This window comes from Lachnoanaerobaculum sanguinis, from assembly GCF_033242365.1.
Classification (GTDB): domain Bacteria; phylum Bacillota; class Clostridia; order Lachnospirales; family Lachnospiraceae; genus Lachnoanaerobaculum; species Lachnoanaerobaculum sanguinis.
The window spans coordinates 13,051-26,081 of the sequence record NZ_BTHK01000018.1 but is presented as its reverse complement, the minus strand read 5'-3'; the positions used below and the strand labels follow the sequence as shown (position 1 = coordinate 26,081).

The window sequence follows — 13,031 nt, the reverse complement described above, 5'->3', positions numbered from 1 at the left end:
GGAGGATTTATGGGATTTCCGATTGATTCTAAAGTGCTTGGACTTAGAGAGGTAATAAAGGTAAATGAAGGAGAAAGATATAGCATACCTATTTACCAGCGTCCATATTCATGGGAAGAAAAAAACATAAAAGATTTTTTGGAATCTATATTTGATGCATTTAAAGAGGTCAATGAAGAAAAGTGCAAAGCAAATGTAAAACCTGTGTTTTTCGGTACAATACAGCTTGATTGTAATAAAGAAAATAAAAATATGCTTGATATTGTTGACGGTCAACAAAGACTTACAACATTTCTGCTGTTTTTGGACTTGCTTCAAAGAAATGAAATACATCCTAAAGAGTATATAGATTGCAGCATGGTTATAGACTCGGAGAAGCTTAAAGAAGTATTAAATGATGATAATATTGAAAATGAGTCTTCCAAATATTATAAAAACAGGAAACTGTTAAAGAAAGAAGTTGAGCATTTTGAAAAGGAGTTTAAAGAAAAAAATGAATTCTACACGGAATTGAAAAACTTTGTTTTGGATAATGTATACTTTGTACAACTGATTACTGAAGAAATGGATTTATCCGAAGTGGTTTCGGTTTTTAATACTATAAATACTACCGGACTGGATTTGAATGCAACAGATATTTTTAAAGTAAGATATTATAATTATCTTAGAGGAATCGATAATACAAAAGACTGGTTAAAAGAAATAAATTCCTGTTATCAATCGATAGATGACAGCAATGAGAAACTTGGAAAAGACGGAAGAACAGATCAGACAAAATTTGATATGGGCTGGGTTTTAGATATCTATAAACATATAATTTGTGCTGAATTTGGATGGGGATTTTCTGAAGTGTCCAAAAGCAATCAAAAGTTCTTTGATGAACTTTTTAAAGGGACAAGACTTACAGAACAAAGTGACCTAAGCGTGTTGGAGTTTGACACATTCAAGCATATAGTAGATGGATTTATAGATTATTGGCGCTGGATTGAAAATGTAAGGTACAATGGCGAACATCCTAAAATAGCAAAAGAAATCTTTTCAATTTATTTGGTAGAAAAAACCAGATATAAAAGGTATTGGACCATACCTTTTGTGGTTGCCTATTTTAGGGCTAAAGCTGATGGAAAAGGCTGGAGTGATTACTATATAGATTCACTGAGAGTAAATATGTATATGTTTAGATTCTTTTTGATCTATACTGTAGTTAATGACAGAGTAATAAATTATGTTCAAAATAATGTTTGTGATGAATGCTTTAAGTGGTTTAAGGAATGCAACACTGATAAGATTATAAAAAATATTGTGGAAAATTTATTGCCACCGTTACCAATTAGTGAACAGTTATTGCCACCGGTACCAAATAAAGAACACAATAAAGAACACAAAACTTGGATAAAATTTTATGGAATTATAGAATCCGGCTTATTTGATAATGGTAGCAGGGTTCACCTCGTTTGTACACTGACTGCACTTATTGATGAGGTGGCTAAAGGGGTAAAAGAACGTGATATTTATGAGAAGTTTTTTAACTATGAAATGATCAAGGATCCATATGATATTGAACATATTGAAGCAAGAAACAATTTTAAAGATGATAAGGACAATGTGGATAAGTTTAACGGAATAGGTAACTTAACTGTACTTGAGCGTAGCATTAATAGAAGCATCAAAGATAAGCCTTTAAAAGGTAAGACCGAAAAGTACGAGGAATCAAAATATGAAGCAGTCCAAGCAGTCAGACAGGAAATTTTGGACAAGCACAAAGATAAATGGGATATAAAATGTGTTAGTGGGAGAGCAAAAGAAGAAATTAAAAAGATAAAGAGGTTTATGAAAGGAAAAAAGGTTTTTTGTATCCGAGGGGGAAGCTTAGTTGTACGGTATAGGTAATAAAAAGATGTTGAATATGTTTATACTTGAGATACTTCGCAATTATACCGATGAAGATCATTCTTTGACACAACAAGAGATTATAAAGCTTTTGGAAAAAGATTACGGAACGGTATGTGACAGACGCTCTGTAAAGAATAATGTTTTGTTATTGAAAGAATTCGGTGAGAGCCATGGATTTGAAATATCAATGGAAGACGGATACAGAATGGTTTTTAGAGAATTTGATGACGCGGAACTTAGGATACTTATTGACAGCATTTTATTTTCAAAAGAATTTTCTTCAAATCAGGTTAAGGAACTTATTAAAAAGATACGAGGGCTTTCAAGTAAATATTTCAATGCAAAAGTGTCAAATATATGTAATATACCTGAGCTTAACAAGAACATAAACAGACAAAACATCTACTCTATAGATAAGATAAATGATGCAATCTCAGAGGGACATAAGATCAGTTTTATATATAATGATATCGGAACCGATTTTAAGCTTCATCCAAGGAGAGAAGAGCGTTATATTGTAAATCCGTACAGGATAGTTGCAAATAACGGAAAATTTTATCTGATAGGAAATTATGACAAGTATGATAATGTAGTACATTTTCGTATAGACAAAATGACTGAGGTATGTGAACTTGAAGATAGAGTTAAGCCGATGAAAGATGTGCCTGAGCTTAAGGCCGGGATAAATCTTCCAAAGCATATGGCTGAACATATTTATATGTTTAGCGGAACAAGCACTGCTGTTAAGCTCCTGACAACCAAAGATATGATGTCTGAGTTGGTGGATTGGTTTGGGACAGACTTTAGTATTATTAAAAAAGATGAAGACCGGATTACAGTAAGAGTCAACTGTAATGAAAAGGCAATGAAATTCTGGGCATTGCAATATGGACCTTATGTAGAGGTTTTGGAACCTGAAAGTCTTAGAAATCAAATTAAAGAAAGTATTGCCGGCATGTCAAAGAAATACTCAGATAGATAAGGGGAGTTTAAGTAAGGCATAAGAAGGTTTATTAGATGTCATTTTTAACGGACAGATACTCTGATAAACTCCAATCATAACAAAGAAGTACTTTGTGGATTGGAGGAAGAAGATGATAGCACAGATGAGTAGTAAATCAAGGATTTATCACAGACCGGGATGCAGATTTATAAATCGAATCGAAGAAAAGTCATTGATAAGCTTTGATTTGGATGACGGAAGGATTAAATATTTAAAGCCATGTAAGTGCTGTTGCAATATCAAGTTTTTATATAATGAGTATAGAGAAAATTTAAAGGATGTATTTAGAGATTTACCTATATGGACAGAGCTTAAGGATGATTATATAGAAGTACATACTGATTGGTACAATTGGAGAATAGGTCTAAGTGAATCGAGTCAGGAAATAAGACTTTATCTTGAAGAGTGGAATGAAGAATTTCAAAAATATTTATTAATCAGAGTGGACCAAGTTGGAAAAAGTAAGAACCTGAAAACAGCTATGAGATATATTGCAAAGGAAGAAAGGGTAGCCTTTTATCCTTGTAAGTATAGAAAGTATGCACTTGGAATAGAGTACTTAGCTAAGAAAAGGGGAGTGCAAATAGAGTTTGACGATACCGATCTTTATATTCTTACCGATATGGCGGCTTGGAAAATATCGTATGTACAATACTTTGACAGGTATAAGTTATTGCATTGTCCGTTTGACGGAAAGCCTCTCACTATGGAAGAAGCAAAGACTGCACATTACCATGTACAAAGGGATGTGGTAAAGAATCAATCACCATACAATCATCTCGAGTATATTGTAAGACATGATGAAGCAAAAAAGTTAATGCAGATCAGTTATAAGAAATTACCGAAAGTAACAAAGCAACAAAAAAAGTATTATCGTCAAGCTGAAAACAGGGAAAAAAGAAACAGCATAAAAAGAGTTTGGAACTTATTTGCAAAACTTGAAGAGGGGAAGGTGAAATAAATTCCGTAAAAACACCTTTAAAAAGAGAAAAGAGCGTGAAATACCGCTCTCTTTCTATTTTTCAAATAACAAGTTTATCATTTGTTCGGGATTATCTAAAAAAGATTTTGTCACCAAGTAGGATTCCGTTTCCTTATACCCTTTTTTTTCAATTCCCTCTTCACCAAATTCGTATATATCCGAATTTGGATATGCCAAAAGAATTGGGGAATGTGTAACAATAATAAATTGAGAATCTAATTTTTCTAATTCTTTTAAAATACACAACATCGACATCTGTGTTGTGGGAGATAATGCAGCTTCCGGTTCATCTAACAAATATATACCGTTTCCTCTGAAACGATTCATCATTAAAGAACGAAAACTTTCTCCATGTGATTGGGAATGCATAGACTTTCCACCATAACCATCATAGAAACTATAATCCCCATCTGCAAGATTCTCGATTTCTGTTGCTACATTATAAAATGATTCTGCACGAAGAAAAAAACCGTCTTTTGCTTTTTTTACCCCTCTTGAAACTCGCATTACATCACTAAGTTCAGAGTGAGTTTCTCTTGTAGAAAAACAAAAGTTTTCGGAACCTCCTTCAGGATTAAAGCCTAATGTCACAGCTATTGCTTCTAATAAAGTTGATTTTCCCGTTCCATTATCACCCACAAAGAAAGTGACAGCTTTTCCAAAATCTATTCTTTGAAAATTTTTCACCCAGGGAATTTTTCTAAGATAACTTTCTTTCGGCAATTTATCACATTCTATATCAATTATAGATTTTATATATATCATAAAATAATTCCTCTTACTGTCTACCATAAACTACAGCATAATCTACGTTCATCTTAAGAATCAACTTCAAAATAGCCTGCAAAACTCAAAAATGGCTCCTTAGTGCTATTTCTTTGAGTTTTGCCACCTTAATTTTACCACAAATTGACGCTCTTTTTTATTAAAATAAATTTAACCGTACTTGTATACCACAGGTTTAATGACAGGTTGGTTACTATATAATATACTTAGCTCATCAAAGCAAAGTATGTCTCCTATAGTTCAATGGACAGAATGATCGGCTACGAACCGGTTGATTCCGGTTCGAATCCGGATAGGAGAATGGATATGTTACAGCAATTTAGTTGTTAGATATCAACTTATATTTGGGCAGGTGTCCCGAGTGGCGAAGGGGGCGGACTGTAAATCCGTTACAAAAGAAACACCGCAGGTTCAAATCCTGCTCTGCCCATTTTATTATAGAAATGTGTAAATCTTCATAATTGACTCCAAATATAAAAATATAATCTTTAAACCTGATTTGACATAATACTATATAATATATTAATCATGGAATTCATGAGACATTAGGATATAAGGAGAATAGATTTTGAATAGAGAAGTTATATTTGAGACAAAGGGAGAAAAGGCGATAGACGGTGCAGGCGTACATTTGGTGCGTGTGCTGGGAAACGCTACAAGGGATATATACGATCCGTTTTTGATGTTGGATGCCTTTGACAGTAAAGATAAGAGAGATTATAGCGCAGGATTTCCGATGCATCCTCATAGAGGTATAGAGACTGTGAGATTTTTATGCAAAGGAGAAATGACTCATAGGGATCATCTTGGTACTTAGGCCACAATATATGATGGAGAGGCACAATGGCTGACAGCAGGTTCAGGTGCGGAACATGAAGAAATGCCCGGAGGAGAACGTATTCTCGGTACGCAATTATGGTTAAATTTGCCTGCAAAATATAAGATGAGTGCACAGCCGGCATATCACAGTATTTCAAACAATGAAATTAAAGAGTTTGAATTTAAAGGAGGTAGACTTCGACTGATTACAGGAAAGTATGAAGATGAAGAGGGATGGCAGGGAAAGTATCTACCTTTAGATTTTTATGACATACATCTTGAAGATAATGTCAGTGTTGAAATACCTGTAAGAGAGGGCCTGTCAGCTTTTGCATTTACACTGCGTGGTGAAGTGATAATTTCAGGTAAAAATGTAGAGGAGAAAACTGCGGCAAAACTTGGAGATGGAGACAGAGTTTTACTTGAAACCAAAAATAATAAAGCGGAAATATTGATATATGCATCAAAGAGGTTGGATGAGACTGTAGCTTGGTTTGGACCTATTGTTATGAATACAGAGGCGGAAATAAGACAGGCCTTTGAAGAATTAAATAACGGGACATTTATAAAAGAAAATGCAGACTATGGCAATGAAGTTTTAGAATAGCATGAAACACAGAGCTCGCATAACTAAGGCCTGCATTGACATAAATTTTTGTCTGAATTATAATATTTTACAGACTTGAATTATAAAATTATTAGAGATAATAACGTTGATATATTAAAATAAATTACTTTTAACAGAAAAATGGAGGCATTATGAAACAGTGTATGGATTTAACTAATTTACATCGCAGATTAAAAAAGATAATAGGCCAGGTGCAGGCAATAGATAAAATGTTAGAGGAAGACGTGCCATGTGAGGATGTGCTTTCGCAGATAAATGCCGCAAAATCAGCATTACACGGTTGTGGAAAGGTGATACTTGAAGGACATATACAACACTGTGTGAGAGACGGTATTGACCATGGTGATGTAGATAAGACAATAGAGAATTTTACAAAAGCGGTAGAGCGATTTGCAAATATGGGCTAATATATTCAATATAAGACTTAAATAAAGCCGATACATTATTCAAAGCGAAATGATTAATGTATCGGTTTTTTTAATATGAGCTTGACAACATATACCCCTATGGGTATAATACGAACATAAACATATACCCCTATTGGTATAAACTATAACTTATGTATTTTGAAAGAAGGCTTATATGAAAGATTTTATGAGAAAAATCGAAGGTTTAATGGAAATTGGAGGAGTAAAAAAAGATATAGTATTTTTGGTTATATCGGGATTATCTCTTTTCTTAAGCTTAACCGGATTGATAAAGCTTCCGGTTAATCTTGCATGGGTTGCAATCATACTTTGCGGATTACCTATAATAATGGAAGCTATAATAGGTCTGACTACAGAATTTGATATAAAAGCGGATGTGTTGGTATCACTTGCACTTATTGCAGCTATATGTATCGGTGAAGTTTTTGCAGCCGGAGAAATAGCTTTTATCATGCAGTTTGGAGCATTGCTTGAGGATTTAACTGTGGAAAAGGCAAGAGCGGGAATTGAAAAGCTTGTAAAACTGACACCAAAAACTGCAAGGATTATTGAAAACGGTGTTGAAAGAATTATAGAATCGGATAATGTAAAGACAGGAGATATTATAAGGGTACTACCCGGTGAAAGTATACCTGTTGACGGAATTATTATTTCAGGTCAGACGTCTATAGATCAGGCTATAATGACGGGAGAGTCTTTACCGGTAGATAAAACTGTAGGAGATGAGGTTGCAAGCGGAACAATAAATCAGTTCGGAGTATTTGAAATGAAGGCTACTAAAGTCGGTGAGGACAGTTCTATTCAAAGGATGATTAGACTTATGCAATCCGCATATGCAGGGAATTCAAAGATAGTAGGCATTGCTGACAGATGGGCCACATGGATTGTAATTATAGCACTCAGTGCGGCAGTACTTACATGGATATTTACCGGAGAGATAATCAGAGCGGTTACTATTCTTGTTGTTTTTTGTCCTTGTGCATTGGTACTTGCAACACCTACAGCTATAATGGCGGCAATAGGAAATGCAACGAAACACGGATTTCTTGTAAGAGAGGGCGATGCCTTAGAGAGACTTTCAAAAGTAGATACTATTGCTTTTGATAAAACCGGTACACTGACAACAGGTAAGCTTACAGTTAAGGAATACAAGAGTATATCAAATGATTTTATCGATGAAGATATTTTTTCATTTGCGGCAGCTTGTGAGGCACTTTCTGAACATCCGATAGGAAAGGCAATTGTAAATTCATATAAAGAAATAACCGGAAAAGATGTTTTAAAATGTAAAAATTTCCTGATGACAGTCGGTAGGGGAGTTTCATCTACAATAGACAATAAATCTGTTCTTGCGGGGAATATAAGACTTTTAAACGATAACAATATTACTGTTGAAAATGAGGAGGAGTTTAATAGGCACATAAATAAGGGAAGTACAGTTATTTATATAGGAATAGATTCAAAGTTTGCAGGATATATAGTACTTTCAGATACATTAAGAGAAGAGAGCTCTCAAATGATTTCAAAGCTGTCGGGACTTGGTGTGGCTCCGGTTTTACTTACAGGTGATAATGCAAATGCTGCAGGTAATATAGCAAGTGTATTAAATATATCAGAGCATATTTCAGAATGTATGCCCGAGGATAAGCTCAAGTTTATTGACAGTAGGGAGAAAGAAGAAAAACTTGTATGTATGATTGGAGACGGTGTAAATGACGCACCCGCACTTAAAAGAGCAACCGTTGGTATTGCTATGGGCGGTGTGGGAAGTGATATTGCCATAGAAGCGGCGGATATTGCACTTGTAGATGATGATGTTAAGGAGCTTCCACATTTATTGTCACTATCTAAAAAGATGATGAATACTATCAAGTTAAATATGTCATTTTCTATGGGGCTGAATTTCATTGCGATTTTCTTGGCAATAACAGGTGTATTAAATCCTATTGTAGGAGCATTGGTACATAATGCAGGCTCTATACTTGTAATAATTAATTCATCGCTTTTGCTTAAGTGGAAGGGATATATATATAAGATTTATGAAGGCAATCCTTTTTGGGACTGCCTTTTTTTATTAATATAGTATATAATATAAATTCGGCATTAAAAATAATTAATTATATAGGAGACAAGATGAGCGAAAAAGAAAAGATGCTCGCAGGAAAGATATATGACCCCACTGATGAAGAGCTTGTCAGATTGAGAACGAAAGCTCACAGACTTTCTCAACAGTACAATACTTTATTTGAGGATGATTGTCTGAGAGATACTATTATTGACGAGCTCATACCAAATAAAGGTAGGGGAGTCTATTTACAGGGGCCGATTTATTTTGACTATGGAGCCTTCACAACATTTGGAGAAAACTGCTATGCCAATTTTAATTTTACTGTATTGGATGTATGTCCTGTAAATATCGGTGACAATGTAATGTTTGGACCGAACTGCAGTCTTATGACACCTGTTCATCCGCTTAGATGGCAGGAGAGAAATGTAAAATACAAAGAAGACGGAAGCGCATATGATGATGAGTATGCAAAGCCTATTAATATCGGGTCAAACTGCTGGATTGCGGCTAATGTGGTAATAACAGGAGGGGTAACTATAGGAGAGGGCAGTGTAATAGCTGCCGGAAGTGTGGTTACAAAGGATATACCGGCAAACTCACTCGCTGCCGGAAATCCCTGTAGAGTGCTTAGAGAGATAACTGAAGAAGACTCTGTAAAATATAAGAGTGAATTATTTTAGAATAAAGGTTTATAAAAGGATGAATAAGGAATTTATAAAAGAATTAACAATTGATATTATCGTGGATATCATAGCAGGTACTTTTATGGGAATAGGTACATACTGCTTTGCAGCGGCATTCAAATTTCCAATGGTAGGATTTACAGGTTTGGCACTAATTATTTACCAAATGGTAGGTCTTCCTGTCGGAATAGGAACAATAATATTAAATATACCTTTTGCAATACTCTCATACAGAGAAATAGGAAGAAAATTTTTATTGAAGTCTGTTAAATCAATTATAATAACTTCAATAATGATTGATATAGTTGCAAAAGCTATGCCTGTTTATCAAGGGGATTATATGTTGGCTGCTATATGTACCGGAATAATATCGGCAACAGGATATGCGCTTATATTTATGAGAGATTCTTCCACAGGCGGTGCGGATTTTATAATGGTTTTGATACATCATTTTTTCCCGCATATTTCACTGGGAAAGATAGCATTGGTTATAGACTCTTTGATTATTGTGCTGGGTGTTGCATTGGTTTCAAGAAATGTAAACAGTTTGATTTACGGACTTATTATAGCTTATCTGGTTTCTGTAGTGCTTGATAAGGCGATGGACGGACTTACAGCCGGTAAGCTTATTATGATTATTTGTGATAAGCCGAAGGAAATGGCAAAAGAAATATCAGATCTTATTGACAGAGGTTCGACTTATCTTAAGGCAGTGGGAAGTTATACAGATGAAGAAAGAAATGTGGTAATGTGTGCATGCAGAACAAAGGAAGTGCATGCAGTAAGACAGGCTGCAAAAAAGCTGGATCCTAATTCATTTGTTATTATTTTGGATTCAAATGAAGTGGCAGGAGAAGGATTCAGACATTTATAAGGATGGAAAATGAATATATTTGAAGAAAAGAAAATAAGGATAAGCGAAGCGGTTCTTGCATTGGATTTGGACGGTACATTGACAAATTCAAAAAAGGAGATTACCGAGAATACTAAAGCCGCTATAGACAAATTTATAAAGGCCGGAGGAACGGTTGTACTTGCCTCGGGCAGACCCACATTTGGAGTAAGTCCGATAGCAAATATACTTGAACTTGAAAAGAAAGGCGGCTATATACTTGCCTATAATGGTGGTTATTTTTATGATTGTAAAAATGATAAAGAGTTGTTTATGAAGGAGCTTACACATGAGTATCTGCCTATTTTGGAAGAACAGGCAAAACATTTTGGAGTAAATCTTATGACTTACAATCATGATAAGGCATATGCTCTTGATATAGATGAGCAATATTATATGTTGGAGGTCACAATAAATCACTTTATAAGAGTGAAAGTTGACCCTCTTGCACCACAGATTACATTTCCGGTTATTAAATGTTTGATGACCGCACCGGGTGAGCATCTTGCCAAGGTGGAAAAGGAAATGAAAAAGCTTTGGGAAGGAAAGTTAAATATTGTTCGTTCCGAGCCGTATTTTTTAGAGGTTACAGAGGTAGGCATAGATAAAGCAAATACCCTTTTAAATATGACAAAGAAGATAGGCAAGGATACAAAGAACCTTGTTTGCTGTGGAGACGGATTCAATGATTTATCAATGATACAGGCTGCAAGTATAGGCGTAGCAATGGCGAATGCTCAGGAGAAAGTAAGACAGGCTGCAGACTATATTACAAAGTCCAATGATGAGGACGGTATAGTAGATGTGATTGATAATCTTTTCTATTGGGACAGGTAGATTTCGTGGAGGATTTGAATGAATAGAGGAAAACGTCCAAAAATAAAAATAACTATTACAGATCGTAGGGGAAAGATGGGGTGTCACAGAGGACATCATGTCGGAGAAGTATTTGATTATGATGAGGATAGGGGAAAGATTTGCCCTATGGCAATGCACTGTGCCTTTCCATATATAGATATTCTAAGATATGGAGGCAGCTTACCGGGACAGCCTGAGGGATGTGCTGAGTTTTGTTGTTCAGATGCGGATGTTATTTTGGTTTTTAAGGCTGAAATGGAAAAATAGAAGGAGAGAGTATGAATAAAAAGCCTATATTTGAAATTATAGCAGATCGCCTGAGGCAAACTGAATTTAAAGACGATGATATAATAACTCTGGGAAAAGATTTTTCGTTACCAAATGATGAAGAAGGTCTTAAGTATATAGACGGTGCGAAGGACGGAATATGTGTCTATCATATGGGGGCGGCAGATATTACACAAAAAGACATAGAAGAGATAAATACAGTTATTACGCTTGCTAATACAGGTGATTATGATCAGGCGGATTCTGTGTTTGAAAAGCTTTGTGAACGTATAAGAGTAGTGAATTTTATAGATGAACTTCAAGATTGTATACTTGCCCGCAAGGATGAAATAGAGGATAAATTTTATATATACTCCCTACATTTGATGACTCAGTCTGCAAATATTGAATGTGTTAAAGCCGGAATGATGATTCAGGAATTGTTTGGGCAAAGCGAAGAAGTAAAGGGTATGGTAAGGACTCTTGGTCTGTCGGATGAGTTTACATTATATTCGGTTTTTATAATGAGAAACTGGGAAAATGGCAATACTGAAATAATGAATATTGCGAAGTCTGTAAACGGATGGGGTAAAGTGCATGCAGTTCACTATATTGAACCGGATACGGAAGAGATAAAGTATTGGCTTTTGACAGGTGCTGTATCAAATGATGTTATGCCGGCTTACTCGGGATGGGATTGCTATAAAAAGGCAGATGTGGAAGCAATACTTAAAAAAGATAGACTTACTTATGAGGAGCTTGAAGGCGTTTTATCGATTGTGGATGCAATGCTTGATGAGGGACCTGTACTTGGTATTTCCAATATAGAAAACCCTAAAGAAATTTTGTTAGCAGTTTTAAATCATTCGATAAAGCATTTACCGCTAAGTTCAGAGAATTGTAATGTTATAAGTAATATTTCGGATTGGCAAAAAGAAAATATTGCAGAAGAAAACTGTGAGATAGATTTACTTGTAAAACAAATACTTGAAGCGGGTAGGAGATAGTAAGAAAGGTAAAGGATGCTGGGGAAGACACATTTTTCTGTAGGTATGGTGGCAGGGCTTGCACTCTGCAGGCCACAGAGTATAACAATGCTCGTGGCAGGAACAGCTGTAGCAGGATTTGGAGGTATTATCAGTGATATAGATGTAGGAACATCAGGTGCCTACAATAAGGTGGATCGCATTATAGGGTTGGCTGTTGGAACTGTTGCCGGAATAGTAATTGCAGATGTCATTTTCCACGTTGGTATATATGACAGACTGATGGCGGACAGCAATATTGCAAGAATTATTACCGGAATATTAGCGTTTTTGTGTATATGTATTTTTGGAATGAAACAGCCACATAGATCATTTATGCATTCAATATCGGCATTACTTGGGCTTGGATTTTTTGTATACATGATTTTTCCTGATGTGGCTCCATATTTTAGTATAGGTTTTATTTCACATATGGTTATCGACGCACTCAATGGAAAGCGTGAGAAGCTTTTTTGGCCTATCGGCAAGGGATTTGCCTTACGAATGTGCTCATCAAACGGATTAGTAAATAAATTACTTTTTCACATATCTAATTTACTTGTATTGATATTAATACTGACTTCAAGGCCTGTACTTTTTATTCTAATTAATATAAGCGGTTTATTACAAAGATAAAATATATGTATCTAATGTCCTGTTTTAGAATTCAGGACATTTTTTATATTGCAAGTATATTGA

The 13,031-nt window shown here is 35.1% G+C and carries 14 protein-coding genes and 2 tRNA genes; 15 read left to right on the top strand and 1 reads right to left on the bottom strand.

The features are described 5' to 3' along the window. Positions 1-9 precede the first annotated feature (9 nt). The 3 genes from SBH76_RS11185 to SBH76_RS11175 all read left to right on the top strand — a co-directional run bounded on the left by SBH76_RS11185 (position 10) and on the right by SBH76_RS11175 (position 3,857). Positions 10-1,890, top strand: a complete 1,881-nt coding sequence (locus tag SBH76_RS11185) for a GmrSD restriction endonuclease domain-containing protein (protein WP_317977863.1) — start codon at positions 10-12, stop codon at positions 1,888-1,890. After that, positions 1,874-2,875, top strand: a complete 1,002-nt coding sequence (locus tag SBH76_RS11180) for a helix-turn-helix transcriptional regulator (protein WP_317977862.1) — start codon at positions 1,874-1,876, stop codon at positions 2,873-2,875. The genes SBH76_RS11185 and SBH76_RS11180 overlap by 17 nt, the downstream gene beginning before the upstream one ends. 112 nt (positions 2,876-2,987) lie before the next feature. Then, positions 2,988-3,857 carry a hypothetical protein gene (locus tag SBH76_RS11175; RefSeq protein WP_317977861.1) on the top strand — a complete coding sequence of 290 codons (870 nt, stop codon included), beginning with the start codon at positions 2,988-2,990 and terminating at the stop codon, positions 3,855-3,857. A gap of 54 nt (positions 3,858-3,911) precedes the next feature. Here the strand turns inward: SBH76_RS11175 and SBH76_RS11170 are convergent, their stop codons facing one another. After that, positions 3,912-4,643, bottom strand: a complete 732-nt coding sequence (locus SBH76_RS11170) for an AAA family ATPase (protein ID WP_317977860.1) — start codon at positions 4,641-4,643, stop codon at positions 3,912-3,914. Between the two features lie 250 nt (positions 4,644-4,893). Between SBH76_RS11170 and SBH76_RS11165 the strand changes: the two genes are divergently transcribed. From SBH76_RS11165 to SBH76_RS11110, 12 genes are all read left to right on the top strand, one after another. Then, a tRNA-Arg gene (locus SBH76_RS11165) sits at positions 4,894-4,965 on the top strand. A gap of 45 nt (positions 4,966-5,010) precedes the next feature. After that, positions 5,011-5,094: transfer RNA gene (locus SBH76_RS11160), tRNA-Tyr, on the top strand. 138 nt (positions 5,095-5,232) lie between these two features. Further along, entirely contained in the window at positions 5,233-5,481 is a 249-nt protein-coding gene (locus SBH76_RS11155; RefSeq protein WP_317977859.1) for a pirin family protein, read from the top strand. 63 nt (positions 5,482-5,544) lie between these two features. After that, positions 5,545-6,090 (top strand): pirin family protein, encoded by a 546-nt coding sequence (locus tag SBH76_RS11150; RefSeq protein ID WP_317977858.1) that lies wholly within the window; start codon positions 5,545-5,547, stop codon positions 6,088-6,090. A 152-nt stretch (positions 6,091-6,242) separates the two neighbouring features. Then, on the top strand, positions 6,243-6,518 hold the full coding sequence (locus SBH76_RS11145; RefSeq protein WP_315086515.1) for a metal-sensing transcriptional repressor: 276 nt from the start codon (positions 6,243-6,245) through the stop codon (positions 6,516-6,518). Between the two features lie 175 nt (positions 6,519-6,693). Continuing rightward, positions 6,694-8,622 (top strand): heavy metal translocating P-type ATPase, encoded by a 1,929-nt coding sequence (locus tag SBH76_RS11140; RefSeq protein WP_317977857.1) that lies wholly within the window; start codon positions 6,694-6,696, stop codon positions 8,620-8,622. Between the two features lie 50 nt (positions 8,623-8,672). Continuing rightward, entirely contained in the window at positions 8,673-9,287 is a 615-nt protein-coding gene (locus SBH76_RS11135) for a sugar O-acetyltransferase (RefSeq protein ID WP_317977856.1), read from the top strand. A gap of 19 nt (positions 9,288-9,306) precedes the next feature. Next, a complete protein-coding gene (locus SBH76_RS11130) occupies positions 9,307-10,164 on the top strand; it encodes a YitT family protein (RefSeq protein ID WP_317977855.1) in 858 nt (285 codons plus the stop codon). 9 nt (positions 10,165-10,173) lie between these two features. Next, a complete protein-coding gene (locus tag SBH76_RS11125; RefSeq protein WP_317977854.1) occupies positions 10,174-11,019 on the top strand; it encodes a Cof-type HAD-IIB family hydrolase in 846 nt (281 codons plus the stop codon). 18 nt (positions 11,020-11,037) lie between these two features. Continuing rightward, the gene (locus SBH76_RS11120; RefSeq protein ID WP_007593869.1) at positions 11,038-11,307 is read left to right on the top strand and encodes a TIGR04076 family protein; all 270 of its coding nucleotides are present in this window, start codon (positions 11,038-11,040) and stop codon (positions 11,305-11,307) included. A gap of 11 nt (positions 11,308-11,318) precedes the next feature. Then, positions 11,319-12,314 (top strand): hypothetical protein, encoded by a 996-nt coding sequence (locus tag SBH76_RS11115; protein ID WP_317977853.1) that lies wholly within the window; start codon positions 11,319-11,321, stop codon positions 12,312-12,314. 15 nt (positions 12,315-12,329) lie between these two features. Further along, positions 12,330-12,968 (top strand): metal-dependent hydrolase, encoded by a 639-nt coding sequence (locus SBH76_RS11110; RefSeq protein WP_317977852.1) that lies wholly within the window; start codon positions 12,330-12,332, stop codon positions 12,966-12,968. Positions 12,969-13,031 lie beyond the last annotated feature (63 nt).